Source organism: Streptomyces sp. NBC_00212 (genome assembly GCF_045206365.1).
Lineage (GTDB): Bacteria > Actinomycetota > Actinomycetes > Streptomycetales > Streptomycetaceae > Streptomyces.
The window spans coordinates 2,716,103-2,731,804 of record NZ_CP108115.1 but is presented as its reverse complement, the minus strand read 5'-3'; the positions used below and the strand labels follow the sequence as shown (position 1 = coordinate 2,731,804).

The following is a 15,702-nucleotide window of genomic DNA, read 5'->3' as shown; positions in this document are numbered from 1 at the left end:
CCGAGCGGCACCTCCGCATGCGTAAAAATGCGGGGTGCTTCACGAACTGTTCAGCCCCTCCGTCCAGCACGCGCTGGACCTCGTCGGAATCTTCGTCTTCGCGATTTCCGGCGCCCTGCTCGCCGTGCGCAAGAACTTCGACGTGTTCGGCATCGCGGTGCTCGCCGAGGTCACCGCACTGGGCGGAGGGCTGTTCCGCGACCTCATCATCGGAGCGGTCCCGCCGGCCGCCTTCTCGGACCTCGGGTACTTCGTGACCCCGCTGCTCGCCGCGGTCCTTGTCTTCTTCCTCCACCCCGAGGTGGAGCGCACCCAGACCGCGGTCAACGTCTTCGACGCGGCGGGCCTCGGCCTGTTCTGCGTCACGGGCACGACCAAGGCGTACGACTACGGGCTCGGCCTCACCTCCTCGGCGGCCCTGGGCCTCGCGACGGCGGTGGGCGGCGGCGTACTGCGCGACGTCCTGGCCAACGAGGTCCCCTCGCTGCTCCGCTGGGACCGCGACCTGTACGCGGTCCCGGCGATCGTCGGCTCCACGATGATCGTGCTCTTCATCCGCTTCGACCTCCTGAACGCGACGACGAGCGGCCTGGCGGTGGTCACGGCGTTCCTGCTGCGCATCGCGGCCCTCAAGTACCACTGGCGAGCGCCGCGGGCTTGGAACCGGCGGAGCTCCGCGTTGGAGGAGGCGTGAGTGTTCCGAGAGCCGGGGACGGGGACGGTGGACGGCGGACGGGAAAGCTACCGCTCAGTAATTTATAGGTGTACGGTGCTGCGCATGGCACAGGCATCGTCACAGGTACTCCCCGCTGCGATCGGGGACAGCGAGTTCGACCGCGACACCGCCGTCACCCTGCGCGAAGCGGGGGTCTATGACGCGGAGCTCTCGGCGGGCTGGACCATCATCCACGCCGTCAACGGGGGCTATCTGCTCGCCCTGCTCGGCCGTGCGCTCGGCGACGCCCTGCCGCACCCGGACCCGTTCACCGTCTCCGCGCACTACCTCACGCCGTCCGTGCCGGGGCCCGCGGTCATCCGCACCCAGGTGGTGCGCACCGGCCGCGCCCTCTCCACCGGCCAGGCCTCGCTCTTCCAGTACGACGAGAGCGGCGCGGAGGTCGAACGCATCCGGGTCCTCGCCTCGTACGGCGACCTCGACTCGCTCAGCGACGACGTCCGCACCACTGCGAAGCCGCCCGCGATTCCGCCGCTCTCGCACTGCATCGGCGCGACGGACGCCCCCGACGGCAGCCGCCCGCCCATCCCCGGCAGCTCCGCGATCACCGACCGGCTGATGCTCAAGCTCGACCCGACCACCCTCGGCTGGGCCGTGGGCGCGCCCTCCGGCAAGGGTGAGATGCGGGCGTGGTTCGGGCTCGCGGACGGGCGCGACGCCGACCCCATCTCGCTGCTGCTCACCGTCGACGCGCTCCCGCCCACCTCCTTCGAGCTGGGTCTGAAGGGCTGGACCCCCACGGTCGAACTCACCACGCACATCCGCTGCCGCCCGGCGCCGGGACCGCTGCGGGTGTCGATCACGACCCGGAACCTGGCCGGGGGCTTCCTGGAGGAGGACGCGGAAGTCTGGGACTCGGCGGACCGGCTGGTCGCCCAGTCCCGCCAGCTGGCGCGGGCGCCGCGGGGTTGAGAGGGCGTTTGCCCACCCGCCCGTCTATTGCCCGGGGTTGATCGACCCGGGCCAGCCCGGGGCTCCGCCCGGCCCCCATGGGCACTTCGTCTCCAGTGCGACCCGCCGGGGCCGCAGCCCCGACCCGCCAACGCACCCCGTACGCCTAGTCCAGCCAGTGCCGGCGCCCCAGCGTCACCAGGCGGAGTTGGGCGCGGGCGGTGGTGAGGACCGGCTCCTCGCCGGGTTCGCCGGCCTCCAGGAGCGCGGACGCCGTCATCACCATGTGGTCGACGTACACCCCGGCCAGCATGCGCAGATCCGCCGAAGTCCAGCCCGCCGACTGCGGATCCGCGCCGAGCGCCTCGGCCACCTCGTCCGCGAAGCGCCGCAGCTGTACGCCGATGGCCTCGCGGACCGGGGCGACCCCGCCGTGCCGTTCGCGGGCGATGAAGCGGACGTGCGCCGGGTGCGTGCGTACATGCGCGGCGATCAGTGCCACCACCCGGTGGATGCGCTCCTCGCCCGCCCCGGTCGTGACGATCGCCGCGCGGATCGTGTCGTGGAGGCTGCCCAGCGCCTGCTCGACCAGGGCCACCCCGAGGTCGGCCGTGTCCTTGAAGTGCCGGTAGAACGCGGCCGGCGCGACCCCCACGGCCCGGGTGACCTCGCGGAGCCCGAGGCTGCTCAGGCTCTGGTGCTCCAGGAGCTGGAGCGCCGAGTCCATGAGGGCCTGCCGGGTCTTCTGCTTCTGGGCCTGCCGGATTCCGAGAGTGTGGCTCATGCCACTCAGTAAACAGCTGTTTGCTGAACTTGGGAAGACTAGACTCATCAGTCAGTGAACAGTCGTACTCCCAAGGCTGGTTGGGCCCGTCCGGCCCCGCCGCCCCGCCGCGCACAGAAAGGGATCCCATGCTTTTCCTCGTCGCAGCCCTCCTCCTCCTGGGGGTCGTGCTGGGCTCAGCGGCGCACCTTCCGCTCCCGGTCACCCTCGCCGTCGCCGGTGCCATCGGCGTCTGGCTCATCGTCTTCGCCGCCCGTGAACGCCTCTCGCACCGGAAGGGCTGACCACCATGGAACTCGCAGCGATCCGACGCCGCACCTCCCCCCAAGCTCTCAAGGAGCAGGGGGGACCCCCACCCCGTGACGCCGACGGGATGGCCATCGCGGCCTTCGTCCTCGGCCTGCTCGGGCTGCTCGTCATGAACCTCGTCCTCGGCCCCACCGCCATCGTCCTTTCCTCGCTCTCCCTCCTGTACGGGACCAAGCGGCGCGGCCGGGCCCTGCTCGGGCTCGCCCTGGGCGTGGCCGACCTCGCGGTGCTGCTCGCCCTGGTCCTCGCCGACCACACCGTGTCCTGGGGCCTCGGCGGCTGAACCCCGCCCCGGCCCTGGCCGGATCTGCGGCACGGTCCGCCCGGCGCGGCTCGTAGAATCGGGCCCACCATGGCTTACCTCGACCACGCCGCGACCACTCCGATGCTCCCGGAGGCGGTCCAGGCGCTGACCGCCCAGCTGACCGCCACCGGCAACGCGTCCTCGCTGCACGCCGCCGGACGGCGGGCCCGCCGCACCGCCGAGGAGGCCCGGGAGGAACTCGCCGAAGCGCTCGGCGCCCGCCCCAGCGAGGTCGTCTTCACGGCCGGCGGCACCGAGGCCGACAACCTCGCCGTCAAGGGCCTGTACTGGGCCCGCCGGGACGCCGACCCGCGCCGCGTGCGCGTGCTAGCCAGCCCCGTCGAGCACCACGCCGTGCTCGACGCGGTGCACTGGCTCGCCGAACACGAGGGCGCCACCGTCGAGTACCTGCCCGTCGATCCGTACGGCCGGGTGCACCCCGACGCCCTGCGCGAGGCCGTCGAGCGCAACCCCGACGACGTCGCCCTGGTCACCGTGATGTGGGCCAACAACGAGATCGGCACCGTGCTGCCGGTCGCCGAACTGGCCGCGGTGGCGCGGGAGTTCGGCATTCCGATGCACGCGGACGCCGTCCAGGCCTTCGGTCAGCTCGACGTGGACTTCGCCGCGTCCGGACTCGCCGCCATGACCGTCTCCGGACACAAGATCGGCGGCCCGTACGGCATCGGCGCCCTGCTGCTCGGCCGCGAGTACACCCCCGTACCCGTGCTGCACGGCGGCGGCCAGGAGCGGCACGTGCGCTCCGGCACCCTCGACGTCCCCGCCATCGCCTCCTTCGCGGTCGCCGGGCGGCTCGCCGCCGAACGCCGCGGCGCGTTCGCCCAGGACATCGGGGGGCTGCGCGACCGGCTCGTCGAGGCCGTGCGCAAGGCCGTGCCCGACGCGATCCTCGGCGGCGACCCGAGCCCGGCGGGGCGCCTGCCCGCCAACGCCCACTTCACCTTCCCCGGCTGCGAAGGCGACTCCCTCCTCCTGCTGCTCGACGCGCAGGGCATCGAATGCTCCACCGGCTCCGCCTGCACCGCGGGCGTCGCCCAGCCCAGCCATGTGCTGCTCGCCACCGGCACCGACCCCGACCTGGCCCGCGGCACCCTGCGGTTCTCGCTGGGCCACACCTCCACCGAGGCCGATGTCGACGCGGTCGCCGACGCGATCGGCCCCGCGGTCGAACGGGCCCGCACGGCAGGGCTCGTCTGAGCCACCGTCCCCGGAACGCGGCCGCTCCCGCGGCTCAGGCCCGGCCGGCCGCTCCGACCAGCGAGATGTAGCGCGGCCAGTCCCAGTGCGGACCGGGGTCGGTGTGATCGGTGCCGGGCACCTCCACGTGCCCGATGATGTGCGTCCGGTCGACGGCTATTCGATAGCGGGCGCAGATCGCGGCCGTGAGGCGTGCCGACGACGTGTACATGGCGTCCGTGAAGGACGACGCCTCCTCGACGAAGCCCTCGTGCTCTATGCCGACGCTGCGCTCGTTGTACTCGCGGTTGCCCGCGTGGAAGGCCACGTCCAGCTCCCGCACCGTCTGCGCGATGTGCCCGTCCTTGCCCACCACGTAGTGGGCGGCGGCCTTGTTGTCCGGGTCCTGGAACGTCTTCAGGGCGCTGTCGAAACTGCCCTGCACGACATGGATCACCACCCGGTCCACCCGGTAGTCGTCCGGCCGGTCGGCCATCCGCCAGTTCGCCGACGACGCCGCCACCCACTGGGCGCCCGCGTAGTCCACCGCCCCGGCCTTGCGCGGCTTGTGCGGCCGCGCCTGCGGCTTGTTCAGATATCCGATGGTGCCGAGCGCCACCACCGCGCCCCCGATCAGCAGCCCCCTGCGGCTGGTCGCCATACGCCCCGCCCCCGTCCCTCCCCGAACCGCTCCCCGCGAGGGCCCCACCGCACCCCTCGGGCCCCGAGGGATCCCGGACCGGTCCCCTCTGAGATCCACAACGGATACTCCCGCGCCCCGGGTTCCCGATCCCACGTACCCTTACGAGTGCTATGACTCAGACTTCGACGCAGCCCTCGCCGATGACCTCCCCGCGCCCCTTGCGCGTACTCGCCGCCATGTCCGGCGGTGTGGACTCCGCCGTCGCCGCCGCCCGGGCCGCCGAAGCCGGCCACGACGTCACCGGCGTGCACCTCGCGCTCTCCGCGAACCCCCAGTCCTTCCGCACCGGGGCCCGCGGCTGCTGCACCATCGAGGACTCCCGGGACGCCCGCCGTGCCGCGGACGTCATCGGCATCCCCTTCTACGTCTGGGACCTGGCCGAGCGCTTCCGCGAGGACGTCGTCGAGGACTTCATCGCCGAGTACGAGGCCGGCCGCACCCCCAACCCGTGCCTGCGCTGCAACGAGAAGATCAAGTTCGCGGCGCTGCTCGACAAGGCCCTCGCGCTCGGCTTCGACGCGGTGTGCACCGGCCACTACGCGACCGTCGTCCTGGGCGAGGACGGCACCCGCGAGCTGCACCGCGCCTCCGACATGGCCAAGGACCAGTCGTACGTCCTCGGCGTGCTCGACGAGCGCCAGCTCGCCCACGCGATGTTCCCGCTCGGCGACACCCTCACCACCAAGGACGAGATCCGCGCCGAGGCCGAGCGCCGTGGCCTGGCGGTCGCCAAGAAGCCCGACAGCCACGACATCTGCTTCATCGCCGACGGCGACACCCAGGGGTTCCTCGCCAACCGCCTCGGCAAGGCGGAGGGCGACATCGTCGACGAGTCGGGCGCGAAGATCGGCAGCCACGAGGGCGCCTTCGGCTTCACCATCGGCCAGCGCAAGGGCCTGCGCATCGGCCACCCGGCCGCCGACGGCAAGCCCCGCTACGTCCTCGACATCTCCCCGGTGAACAACACGGTCACCGTCGGCCCCGTCGAGGCGCTCGACGTCACCGCCCTCGGCGCGATCAAGCCCCGCTGGTGCGGCACCGCCCCGGTGGGCCCCGGCACGTACACCGCGCAGCTGCGCGCCCACGGCGGTGAGACCGAGGTGACCGCCGAGCTCGTCGACGGCGTCCTGAACGTGACGTTCGCCGAGCCGGTCCGCGGCGTCGCTCCCGGCCAGGCGATCGTCCTGTACGAAGGCACGCGCGTGGTGGGCTCGGCAACGATCGCGACGACCGAACGGGCCGCGGCGAAGGTCTAGAAACGCCCGCTTCGAAGCGGGCGCCCAAGGGGGTGCCCGCTTCGAAAAAGGGAAAGCGACCCCTAGACGACCCGCAGCACCAGCTTGCCCTGGGTGCGGCCCCGCTCGCCGTACTCGTGCGCCTTGGCCGCGTCCGTGAGTTCAAACACCGAGTCGATCTCCGCGCGCAGCCGGCCCTCCTCGACCAGTGCGGCGATCGCCCGCATGCCCGCGTAGTCCGCCTCCACCAGCGTGAAGCCCGCACGGACGCCCAGCTCGGCCGCCTCCGCGAGCAGCTCGTCCTCGTCCGGGGACGCGATCGAGACCAGGACGCCGCCACGGCGCAGCACCTTCAGGGAGCGGCTGCCGTACGCGTCGCCGATGGGGTCGAGGACGACGTCCACGTCCCGCACCGCCTCGGTGAAGTCGACCGCGGTGTAGTCGATCACTTCGTCCGCGCCGAGACCCCGCACGAAGTCGTGCTTGGCGGCGCTCGCCGTGCCGATGACGTACGCGCCGCGCGCCTTGGCGATCTGCACGGCGAGGTGGCCCACCCCGCCCGCCGCGGCGTGGATCAACACCCGCTGTCCGGCGGCCAGTCGGGCCGTCTCGACGAGCGACTGGTACGCGGTGAGCGAGGCCAGCGGCAGCGCCGCGGCCTGGATGTGGTCGATCCCGGCGGGCTTGGGCACGAAGTGCCGGGCCGGGGCGGTGACGTACTCGGCGTACGCGCCCGCCTGGTGGGGGAAGCGCGGCATGCCGAACACCTCGTCGCCGGGCCGGTACAGAGTGACGCCGAAGCCGACCGCCTCGACCGTGCCGGACACGTCCCAGCCGAGGATCGGCGGCGTGCCCATCACCGCGAGACCGCCGCTCGCGCGGACCTTCCAGTCGGCGGGGTTGACGCCGGCCGCGTGCACCCGGACAAGGATCTCGGCCGGGCCCGGTTCGGGCCGCTCGGTCTCGATCTCGGCGAGCACCTCGGGGCCGCCCCAACGAAGGGGGCTGATGGCGCGCATGGTCTGGGACATGTCTGATCCTTTTCGGGGTGTTTCCGCTGGTGGGAGCACCAGCCTGCACCCCGGACGACCATCGTGGTGCTGGCCGTTTGGCCATGATGTGACAGAATCTGGCCATGGCTGTACGACGGAAAGTCCACCGTGTGGCGGTGCTCGCCCTCGACGGAGTGGTCTCCTTCGAGCTGGGCATCCCCTCGCGGATCTTCGACACCGCCCGGGGACCCGGCGGCGAAGCCCTCTACGAGGTGACCGTCTGCACCGTGGACGGGCGGCCGGTGCGCACCGAGGCCGGATTCTCCGTGGCCGTCGAGCACGGGCCCGAGGCGCTCGCCGCGGCCGACACCGTGGTGATCCCGCCCACCCACGACCTCGGCGCGATGGCCGACGGCGGCCCGCTGCCCGAGCCCGTGGCCCACGCCTTCGAGCGGATCCGGCCCGGCACCCGCATGGTCTCGATCTGCACGGCCTCCTACGTCCTGGCCGCCGCCGGGCTGCTCGACGGGCGGCCCGCCACCACGCACTGGTGCGACGCCGCCGCCTTCGCGCGCACCTTCCCGCGCATCGAGGTCGACCCGGGCGTCCTGTTCGTCGACGACGGCGACGTGCTGACCTCGGCGGGCGCGGCCGCCGGCATCGACCTGTGCCTGCACCTCGTACGCCGCGACCACGGCAGCGCCGTCGCCAACCGGGCGGCCCGCCACTGCGTCGTCCCGCCGTGGCGCGACGGCGGGCAGGCCCAGTACATCGAACGCCCGGTCCCCGAGCCCACGGTGGCCAGCACCGCCGCCACCCGCGAGTGGGCCCTGGAGCGCCTCCAGGACCCGCTCCCGCTGGGCGAGATGGCCGCCCACGCGCGGATGAGCCTGCGCACCTTCACGCGCCGCTTCCGTGAGGAGGCGGGCATGACACCCGGCAACTGGCTCACCGCCCAGCGCCTCGAACTGGCCCGCCAGCTCCTGGAGTCCAGCGACCTGCCGGTGGACCTCGTCGCCCACCGGGCCGGCTTCGGCACCGCCAACTCGCTGCGCCAGCACATGCGTTCCGTCCTGGGAGTGTCCCCGGTCGCCTACCGGCGCACGTTCCAGGTCGGCGCGCGGACCTGAGCCGGGGCCGTACTACTCGGTGACGGTCTCCACTTCGTAGAAGCAGAGGTGGTCCTTGATCTCGGCCACGTCCGGCTTCGGGTCGGGGTAGTACCAGACGAGATCGGGCGCGTCCGGCAGCGACCAGTAGGAGGCTGTTCCCTTGAACGGGCAATAGGTGTGGGTGTCCGACGGTGTCAAGAGGTCGGTGCGGACGTCCTCGGGCGGAAGGTAGTAGCGGACGGGGAGGCCGGTCTCGCGCAGCAGCAGCGGACGGCTGCTCTCGGCGAGCACCTGCCCGTCGCGAACGACCCGCACGTGCTCGGTGCCCCGCTCGATGGTGATGCGATGTCCAGTCGTCATAAGAGGTGCAGCGTTAGCCGGGCCACTCTTCTTCCCTGCCGCTCCCTCGTATCGTTGCCGTATGAATATTTGCGTCTTCCTCTCCGCGGCCGACCTCGACGAGCGCTACACGCGCCCCGCCAAAGAGTTCGCCGAGCTCCTGGGCAAGGGCGGGCACACGCTGGTATGGGGCGGCTCCGAGAGCGGGCTCATGAAGGTCGTCGCCGACGGGGTGCAGCACGCGGGCGGCAAGCTCGTCGGGGTCTCCGTCGACTTCCTCGCGGCCAAGGCCCGCAAGAACGCCGACGAGATGGTCATCGCCAAGGACCTCGCCGAGCGCAAGGCGCTGCTGCTCGCCAAGTCGGACGCCGTCGTGATCATGGTGGGCGGCACCGGAACCCTGGACGAGGCCACCGAGATCCTGGAGCTGAAGAAGCACGGGAAGACCACCAAGCCGGTCGTCCTGCTCAACACCGCGGGCTTCTACGACGGCCTCAAGGAGCAGTTCCGCCGCATGGAGGACGAGGGCTTCCTGCCCGTTCCCCTCACCGAGCTGGTCTTCTTCGCCGAGGACGGCGTCGCGGCGCTCGCCTACCTCGAAGAGTCCCTCGGCATCCAGTAGGACGGCGACCAGTGGGAGCATGGCGGGTATGGCTACTCATCTGATCACCGGGGCCGGTTCCGGCATCGGCGCGGCCGTCGCGCGCCGGCTGCACGAGCGCGGCGACGAGCTCATCCTGCTCGCGCGCGACGCCGGACGCGCCAAGGAGCTCGCCGCCCGCTACCCGGGCGCCCGCACCCTCGTCGGCGACCTCGCCGACCCCGACCGCCTCTCCTGGGCCTTCGACAAGCAGCCGATGCCGGACCACCTCGACTCGCTGCTGCACATCGCGGGCATCGTCGACCTCGGCCCGGTCGGCGAGCTGCGCCCCAAGACCTGGCACCAGCAGCTCAACGTCAACCTGATCGCCCCCGCCGAGATCACCCGCCACCTGCTGCCCCAACTCCGCGCCTCGCGCGGCCACGTGGTGTTCGTGAACTCCGGCGCCGGCCTCAACGCGCATGCCGAATGGGGCGCGTACGCCGCCTCCAAGCACGGCCTCAAGGCGCTCGCCGACTCGCTGCGCCACGAGGAGCACGCCAACGGCGTCCGCGTGACCTCGGTCTACCCGGGCCGCACCGCGAGCCCCATGCAGGCCAAGGTGCACTCGCAGGAGGGCAAGGAGTACGACCCGGCGAAGTTCATCGACCCCGAGTCGGTGGCCACCACCATCGTGATGGCCATCGACCTGCCGGCCGACGCCGAGGTCAACGACCTCACCGTGCGCCCCGGCAAGTAGCCGGGACCGGGCGCCGCGCCCGGTTGCGTACGCTTCCGGGGTGAGCGAACAGAGCAATTTCCCCTGGGGGCCCGCCACCGGCGTCGGCTCGATGCCGGGCGGCGACGCGCGGGAGACCGCCAAGACCGTCACCGGATCGCTGATCGGGGCCGAAGGGGCGAGCGGCGACTTCCCCCACCTCGCGGAGCTGCCCGCGCGCGGGCCCGGCGCCGACATGATCGGGCGGACCATCGGGCTCCTCGTCGAGATGTACGGACACGTGGAACCCAGCGGCTGGCGCGTCAGCGACCGGCCCGGCCGGGACACCCGGCGGGCCAGGTCCTGGCTGGGCGAGGACCTCGACGCCCTGGAGGAGTTCACCCAGGACTACACCGGGCCGCTGAAGGTGCAGGCCGTCGGGCCGTGGACGCTGGCCGCCGCCCTGGAGCTCAGGAACGGCGAGCTCTCGCTCGGCGACTCCGGCGCCTGCCGCGACCTCGCGGGATCGCTCGCCGAGGGCCTGCGCGACCACCTCGCCGACGTACGCCGCCGGGTGCCCGGCGCCCAGCTCGTGCTCCAGCTCGACGAGCCCTCCCTCACCTCCGTGCTGCGCGGGCAGATCCGTACCGCCAGCGGATACCGCACCCACCGGGCCGTCGACCGGCAGGTCGTGGAGGCCACGCTGCGGGACGTCGTCGCCGTGCACGACGGCCCCGTCGTCGTCCACTCCTGCGCCCCCGACGTCCCGTTCGCCCTGCTGCGGCGGGCCGGGGCCGCCGGGGTGTCGTTCGATTTCTCGCTGCTCACCGAGCGTGATGACGAGCAGATCGGCGAGGCCGCCGAGAGCGGCATCAAGCTCTTCGCCGGAGTGGTGCCGGGCACCGACGGCCCATTGTCAGACCCTGCCGGTAGCGTCATGGGTGTCAGGACGCTGTGGCGCAGGCTGGGGCTGAATCCGGGGACTCTGGGCGAGTCCGTGGTGATCACCCCGGCATGCGGTATGGCGGGTGCGTCCCCGGCCTATGCCCGGGCCGCGCTCGCCCACTGCGTCCGGGCGGCGAGATCGCTCGCGGACAACCCTGAGTGACGGGGAAGACGGGAAACGGGAGGACATGACGGTGGCTGGCGAACAGAACGCAGCGGTGCCCGCGGAGGCACGGGAGAAGCACGCGCTCCTCGCCGAGCAGATCGAGGCGCACCGCTTCCGGTACTACGTGAAGGACCAACCGGTCATCAGCGACGGGGACTTCGACAAGCTGCTCCGCTCGCTGGAAGCGCTGGAGGACGAGCACCCCGAGCTGCGCACGCCCGACTCGCCGACCCAGAAGGTGGCGGGTGCCTACGAGACGGACTTCGCCTCGGTCGAGCACCGCGAGCGGATGCTGTCCCTGGACAACGCCTTCGACGACGAGGAACTGGCGGCCTGGGCCGAGCGCATCGCCAAGGACGTGGGCACCGCCGACTACCACTACCTGTGCGAGCTGAAGGTCGACGGCCTCGCCGTGAACCTGACGTACGAGCACGGCAGGCTGACCCGCGCCGCCACCCGTGGCGACGGCCGCACCGGCGAGGACATCACGCCCAACGTGCGCACCATCGCCGACATCCCGGACCGCCTCAAGGGCGACCGCATCCCCGAGCTCGTCGAGATCCGGGGCGAGGTCTACTTCCCGATGGAGGCCTTCGAGGGTCTGAACGCCCGACTGGTCGAGGCGGGCGACAAGCCGTTCGCCAACCCGCGCAACGCGGCGGCCGGTTCGCTGCGCCAGAAGGACCCCAAGGTCACCGCGACCAGACCGCTGCACATGGTGGTGCACGGCATCGGCGCCCGCGAGGGCTTCGACATCGACCGCCTCTCGCAGGCGTACGGCCTGCTGCGCGAATGGGGCCTGCCGACCGCTCAGCGCAACAAGGTGGTCAAGTCCCTCGAAGAAGTGCGGCAGTTCATTGCCTACATGGGCGAGAACCGGCACTCGGTGGTGGAGCACGAGATCGACGGCGTCGTCGTCAAGCTCGACGAGATCCCCCTCCAGGGCCGCCTCGGCTCCACCGCGCGCGCCCCGCGCTGGGCCATCGCCTGGAAGTACGCGCCCGAAGAGGTCAACACCAAGCTCGTCAACATCCGCGTGGGCGTGGGCCGTACCGGCCGCGTCACGCCCTACGCCCAGGTCGAGCCGGTCACCGTGGCCGGCTCCGAGGTCGAGTTCGCCACCCTCCACAACCAGGACGTCGTCAAGGCCAAGGGCGTCCTCATCGGCGACACGGTGGTGCTGCGCAAGGCCGGCGACGTCATCCCGGAGATCCTCGGCCCCGTCGCCGACCTGCGGGACGGCAGCGAGTACCCCTTCGAGATGCCCGCCGAGTGCCCGGAATGCGGGACCGCGCTGCGTCCGATGAAGGAGGGCGACATCGACCTTCGCTGCCCCAACGCCCAGTCCTGTCCCGCCCAATTGAGGGAGCGGCTGTTCTACCTGGGTGGCCGCAAGAGCCTCGACATCGAGAACTTCGGGTACGTCGCGGCCGCCGCCCTCACCAAGCCGCTTGAGCCCGCCACCCCGCCGCTGCTCGACGAGGGCGACCTCTTCGACCTCACGATGGATCAGCTCCTGCCCATCAAGGCGTACGTCCTCGATCAGGACAGCGGACTGCCCAAGCGCGACCCCAAGACCGGCGAGGAGAAGGTCGCCCTCGTCTTCGCCAACATGAACGGGGAGCCGCGCAAGAACGCCGTCTCGATGCTGGAGAACATCGCGGCCGCCAAGGAGCGCCCGCTCGCCCGCATCCTCACCGGGCTCTCCATCCGCCATGTCGGCCCGGTCGCCGCCGAGGCGCTGGCCCGCGAATTCCGCTCCATCGACCGCATCGAGCAGGCCAGCGAGGAGGAACTCGCCGCGGTCGAGGGCGTCGGCGGCATCATCGCGGCCTCCCTCAAGCAATGGTTCGCCGAGGAGTGGCACCAGGAGATCCTGCGCAAGTGGAAGGCCGCCGGCGTCCGCATGGAGGACGAGAGCACCGGAGAGGACGAGGGACCGCGCCCGCTGGAGGGCCTCACCGTTGTCGTGACCGGAACTCTTGAGCGGCACACCAGAGATGGCGCGAAAGAGGCGCTGCAGAGCCGCGGAGCCAAGGTCACCGGTTCCGTTTCCAAGAAGACCTCGTTCGTCGTCGTCGGCGACAGCCCGGGTTCCAAATACGACAAGGCGATGCAGCTGAAGGTTCCGGTTCTGGACGAGGACGGCTTCGCCGTTCTGCTGGAACAAGGGCCCGACGCGGCAAGAGAAGCCGCGATGCCCAACGCCCCAGAGGGGGAATGAGACGCAAAGGAGGGTAGTAACAGGGGGCCTGGAGGCTGCGCGGAGTCACCCGTTCGGCGCATAGCAGACCGATGCGGGTGGCTGGGTCGCATTCGGGCAAGAGCTGTAGACCGCTGCCCGACAGAGCCTTCTGCGGCCTACTGTTGAGATGTGCGCCTGTCGTGCACGGCTGATGGCCCCTGCTCGTGGAGCGGTTGGGGTTCAACACCAGTCGTGGTGGCATGACATCGGGGCCATCGCGTGCACGGGCACTGCCGGCTGTGAGAGGGACGGGAATGAAACCGACCGAGAGCACCGCCCCGGCCGTGAGGCTGCGCGGGTTCACGGGATTTTCGTCCAGACTGACGGCCGTTGTCACAGGCCTCGCGGGCGTGGTCCTCGCCACCGGCTTCTACCGGGCCGTCCAGCAGGGCGACGCCCTGTTCCCGAGCGGGACGACGGGCTGGTCGCTCGCCGTCCTCACCGGCATCATCGTCGGCCATCTCGTCGCGCTCGGCCGCGAGCGCTGGTGGGGCGGCACCGGCTCGGGAGCCGCCCTCACCATCGCCGTGCTGCTCCTGTACGGCTGGCTGCCGGCCGCGCTGGTCAGCCTGGCCGTGGTGGTCCTGGTCGGCGCCGCGCGGCGCAACCGCTGGCGCCAGGGCGTGCTGCACGGCGCCGTGGACATCCTCGGCATAGGAGCCGCGGGCCTGGTCCTGTCCGCCTTCGGCGTCGTCCCGGGCGTGGCCCACCCGTGGTGGCCCGCCCAGTGGAGCATCGCCACCGCCCCCGAAATCGTGCTCGCGGCCGGTACGTATCTGCTGATCACCAGGATGCTGCTCTGGTACGCGCTCGCGCCCCGCGGCGGCGGGCTGCCCACCGTCGCCCGCACGGCCCTGCTCAGGCAGGGTCTGGTGGCGGTCGCGCTGCTCGGGATCGCCCCGCTGATCTGCGTCGTCGCCATGTCGGTGCCCGTGCTGCTCCCGCTGTTCGCGGTGCCGCTCGTCGCCCTCGACTCGACGCTCTGGATCGCCCGGGCGCGCGCCGAGGAGCAGCTGCGCGACCCGCTCACCGGCCTCCCCAACCGCCAGTGGCTCCTGGAACGCACCTGGTCGGCCCTGGAAGAGGCGGAGAACGCCGGCACCCGCTCCGCGCTCGTATTGATCGACCTCGACCGCTTCCGGTCGGTGAACGACACCCTCGGACACCTCGCCGGAGACCGCCTCCTCCTCCAGATAGCCGAACGGCTCAAGACCGCTCTGCCGCGCGGCGCCGAGGCGGCCAGGCTGGGCGGCGACGAGTTCGCCGTGCTACTGCCCGTCTGCGACTCCGCGACCAGCGCCATGCGGACAGCCCGCGGTCTGGTCGCCGAGCTGTCCTCGCCGCTCGACCTGGACGGGCTGACCCTCGTCCTGGAGGCCAGCGCGGGCGTCGCGCTGTTCCCCGACCACGCGCTGGACGCCGAGGGGCTGCTCCGCCGGGCCGACGTCGCCATGTACCAGGCCAAGCGGGACCGTACGGGCGTGGAGGTCTACGAGTCCAAGCGGGACTCCAACACCCCGGACCGGCTCGGCCTGTTGGGCGATCTGCGGCGCGCGCTCGACGCCGGGGACGTGGAGCTGCACTACCAGCCGAAGGTCCAGTTCGACGGCCAGGTGGCGGGGCTTGAGGCACTGGTGCGCTGGGTGCACCCGGAGCGCGGGCGGGTCCCTCCGGACGAGTTCATCGCGATCGCCGAGTCCAGCGGGCTGATGCCGCACCTCACCGAGTACGTCCTGGAGACCGCGCTCGCCCAGGTGGCGCGGTGGCGGGCCCAGGGCCTCAAGGTCCCGGTCGCCGTCAACGTGTCCCCGCGCGACGTGCACACGCCCGGCTTCGCGGGGGCCGTCGCCGCCCGCCTCGCCCGGCACGGCGTCCCGGCCGGCGCGCTCCAGCTGGAAATAACGGAACACGTCCTCCTGGAGGACCCGCAGCGGGCCGCCGACACCTTGGCCGGGCTGACGGGGCACGGAGTGAAGATGTCCCTCGACGACTTCGGTACGGGGTACTCCTCGCTGGTGCACCTGCGGCGGCTGCCGGTCAGCGAGTTGAAGATCGACCGGTCGTTCGTGGCCCGGCTCGCCATCGACAACGAGGACGCGGAGATCGTTCGCTGCACCGTCGATCTCGCCCACTCGCTGGGCCTGTTGGTGGTCGCGGAGGGCGTCGAGGACGACGAGACGTGGGAGCGGCTGCGGGACCTGGGGTGCGACGCGGTGCAGGGGTGGCTGGTGGCCGCCGCGATGCCGCCCGCCGAGGCGACGGCCTGGCTGCTCGCGCGGGGCGACTCCGGGTGGCATCGGCCCGCCGAGATCGCGGCGGCTGCCGCGGCGCGGGCGGAGGCGGAGGCGCAGGGTTCCGGGCAGCCTGTCCAGTGACCTGGGCCCCCGTCCTGGGGCTGTGCCCCAGACCCCGGGGGCCCCACCCCGCCCCTTCCCGAAACCCGCTG

16 protein-coding genes are annotated in these 15,702 nt (G+C 71.9%); 12 read left to right on the top strand and 4 right to left on the bottom strand.

Annotated features, from left to right (window positions below; translation table 11 throughout):
• The first annotated feature begins 34 nt into the window (after positions 1–34).
• Complete coding sequence (locus OHA17_RS12275) at positions 35–694, top strand: trimeric intracellular cation channel family protein (protein ID WP_053726224.1); 660 nt, start codon at positions 35–37, stop codon at positions 692–694.
• Between the two features lie 84 nt (positions 695–778).
• Positions 779–1,648, top strand: coding sequence for a thioesterase family protein (locus OHA17_RS12270; RefSeq protein ID WP_406506563.1), 870 nt, complete (start codon positions 779–781; stop codon positions 1,646–1,648).
• Positions 1,649–1,793: 145 nt separating this feature from the next.
• Here the strand turns inward: OHA17_RS12270 and OHA17_RS12265 are convergent, their stop codons facing one another.
• The gene (locus OHA17_RS12265) at positions 1,794–2,411 is read right to left on the bottom strand and encodes a TetR family transcriptional regulator (RefSeq protein WP_406506561.1); all 618 of its coding nucleotides are present in this window, start codon (positions 2,409–2,411) and stop codon (positions 1,794–1,796) included.
• A 128-nt stretch (positions 2,412–2,539) separates the two neighbouring features.
• On the opposite strand from OHA17_RS12265, the gene OHA17_RS12260 reads away from it, so the two are divergent.
• From OHA17_RS12260 to OHA17_RS12250, 3 genes are all read left to right on the top strand, one after another.
• Positions 2,540–2,695 (top strand): hypothetical protein, encoded by a 156-nt coding sequence (locus tag OHA17_RS12260; RefSeq protein WP_406506559.1) that lies wholly within the window; start codon positions 2,540–2,542, stop codon positions 2,693–2,695.
• A 5-nt stretch (positions 2,696–2,700) separates the two neighbouring features.
• Positions 2,701–3,003, top strand: coding sequence for a DUF4190 domain-containing protein (locus OHA17_RS12255; RefSeq protein WP_406506557.1), 303 nt, complete (start codon positions 2,701–2,703; stop codon positions 3,001–3,003).
• A 69-nt stretch (positions 3,004–3,072) separates the two neighbouring features.
• Positions 3,073–4,242 carry a cysteine desulfurase family protein gene (locus OHA17_RS12250; protein WP_406506555.1) on the top strand — a complete coding sequence of 390 codons (1,170 nt, stop codon included), beginning with the start codon at positions 3,073–3,075 and terminating at the stop codon, positions 4,240–4,242.
• A 34-nt stretch (positions 4,243–4,276) separates the two neighbouring features.
• Here OHA17_RS12250 and OHA17_RS12245 read toward each other — a convergent pair whose 3' ends face one another.
• Positions 4,277–4,882: an N-acetylmuramoyl-L-alanine amidase gene (locus OHA17_RS12245; RefSeq protein WP_406506553.1), complete on the bottom strand. Its 606-nt coding sequence runs from the start codon at positions 4,880–4,882 to the stop codon at positions 4,277–4,279.
• Between the two features lie 152 nt (positions 4,883–5,034).
• Between OHA17_RS12245 and mnmA the strand changes: the two genes are divergently transcribed.
• Positions 5,035–6,180, top strand: a complete 1,146-nt coding sequence (gene mnmA, locus OHA17_RS12240; protein ID WP_406506551.1) for a tRNA 2-thiouridine(34) synthase MnmA — start codon at positions 5,035–5,037, stop codon at positions 6,178–6,180.
• A gap of 62 nt (positions 6,181–6,242) precedes the next feature.
• On the opposite strand, the gene OHA17_RS12235 is transcribed toward mnmA, so the two are convergent.
• Positions 6,243–7,190, bottom strand: a complete 948-nt coding sequence (locus OHA17_RS12235; RefSeq protein ID WP_406506549.1) for an NADP-dependent oxidoreductase — start codon at positions 7,188–7,190, stop codon at positions 6,243–6,245.
• 104 nt (positions 7,191–7,294) lie between these two features.
• On the opposite strand from OHA17_RS12235, the gene OHA17_RS12230 reads away from it, so the two are divergent.
• The gene (locus tag OHA17_RS12230) at positions 7,295–8,281 is read left to right on the top strand and encodes a GlxA family transcriptional regulator (protein ID WP_406506548.1); all 987 of its coding nucleotides are present in this window, start codon (positions 7,295–7,297) and stop codon (positions 8,279–8,281) included.
• Between the two features lie 12 nt (positions 8,282–8,293).
• Here OHA17_RS12230 and OHA17_RS12225 read toward each other — a convergent pair whose 3' ends face one another.
• Complete coding sequence (locus OHA17_RS12225) at positions 8,294–8,623, bottom strand: DUF427 domain-containing protein (RefSeq protein WP_406506547.1); 330 nt, start codon at positions 8,621–8,623, stop codon at positions 8,294–8,296.
• A gap of 61 nt (positions 8,624–8,684) precedes the next feature.
• Between OHA17_RS12225 and OHA17_RS12220 the strand changes: the two genes are divergently transcribed.
• The 5 genes from OHA17_RS12220 to OHA17_RS12200 all read left to right on the top strand — a co-directional run bounded on the left by OHA17_RS12220 (position 8,685) and on the right by OHA17_RS12200 (position 15,631).
• Positions 8,685–9,224, top strand: a complete 540-nt coding sequence (locus OHA17_RS12220) for a TIGR00730 family Rossman fold protein (RefSeq protein WP_406506545.1) — start codon at positions 8,685–8,687, stop codon at positions 9,222–9,224.
• Between the two features lie 19 nt (positions 9,225–9,243).
• A complete protein-coding gene (locus OHA17_RS12215) occupies positions 9,244–9,942 on the top strand; it encodes an SDR family oxidoreductase (RefSeq protein ID WP_053726234.1) in 699 nt (232 codons plus the stop codon).
• Positions 9,943–9,982: 40 nt separating this feature from the next.
• The gene (locus OHA17_RS12210; protein WP_406506542.1) at positions 9,983–11,008 is read left to right on the top strand and encodes a methionine synthase; all 1,026 of its coding nucleotides are present in this window, start codon (positions 9,983–9,985) and stop codon (positions 11,006–11,008) included.
• Positions 11,009–11,033: 25 nt separating this feature from the next.
• Complete coding sequence (ligA, locus tag OHA17_RS12205; RefSeq protein ID WP_406506540.1) at positions 11,034–13,235, top strand: NAD-dependent DNA ligase LigA; 2,202 nt, start codon at positions 11,034–11,036, stop codon at positions 13,233–13,235.
• A 275-nt stretch (positions 13,236–13,510) separates the two neighbouring features.
• The gene (locus OHA17_RS12200; RefSeq protein WP_406506538.1) at positions 13,511–15,631 is read left to right on the top strand and encodes a putative bifunctional diguanylate cyclase/phosphodiesterase; all 2,121 of its coding nucleotides are present in this window, start codon (positions 13,511–13,513) and stop codon (positions 15,629–15,631) included.
• Positions 15,632–15,702 lie beyond the last annotated feature (71 nt).

Coding starts and splice junctions, on each gene's coding strand:
- OHA17_RS12215 (WP_053726234.1), top strand. CDS start 9,244: ATGGCGGGTATGGCTACTCATCTGATCACCGGGGCCGGTTCCGGCATC.
- OHA17_RS12235 (WP_406506549.1), bottom strand. CDS start 7,190: ATGTCCCAGACCATGCGCGCCATCAGCCCCCTTCGTTGGGGCGGCCCC.
- OHA17_RS12220 (WP_406506545.1), top strand. CDS start 8,685: ATGAATATTTGCGTCTTCCTCTCCGCGGCCGACCTCGACGAGCGCTAC.
- ligA (WP_406506540.1), top strand. CDS start 11,034: ATGACGGTGGCTGGCGAACAGAACGCAGCGGTGCCCGCGGAGGCACGG.
- OHA17_RS12200 (WP_406506538.1), top strand. CDS start 13,511: ATGAAACCGACCGAGAGCACCGCCCCGGCCGTGAGGCTGCGCGGGTTC.
- mnmA (WP_406506551.1), top strand. CDS start 5,035: ATGACTCAGACTTCGACGCAGCCCTCGCCGATGACCTCCCCGCGCCCC.
- OHA17_RS12225 (WP_406506547.1), bottom strand. CDS start 8,623: ATGACGACTGGACATCGCATCACCATCGAGCGGGGCACCGAGCACGTG.
- OHA17_RS12245 (WP_406506553.1), bottom strand. CDS start 4,882: ATGGCGACCAGCCGCAGGGGGCTGCTGATCGGGGGCGCGGTGGTGGCG.
- OHA17_RS12255 (WP_406506557.1), top strand. CDS start 2,701: ATGGAACTCGCAGCGATCCGACGCCGCACCTCCCCCCAAGCTCTCAAG.
- OHA17_RS12270 (WP_406506563.1), top strand. CDS start 779: ATGGCACAGGCATCGTCACAGGTACTCCCCGCTGCGATCGGGGACAGC.
- OHA17_RS12230 (WP_406506548.1), top strand. CDS start 7,295: ATGGCTGTACGACGGAAAGTCCACCGTGTGGCGGTGCTCGCCCTCGAC.
- OHA17_RS12265 (WP_406506561.1), bottom strand. CDS start 2,411: ATGAGCCACACTCTCGGAATCCGGCAGGCCCAGAAGCAGAAGACCCGG.
- OHA17_RS12250 (WP_406506555.1), top strand. CDS start 3,073: ATGGCTTACCTCGACCACGCCGCGACCACTCCGATGCTCCCGGAGGCG.
- OHA17_RS12260 (WP_406506559.1), top strand. CDS start 2,540: ATGCTTTTCCTCGTCGCAGCCCTCCTCCTCCTGGGGGTCGTGCTGGGC.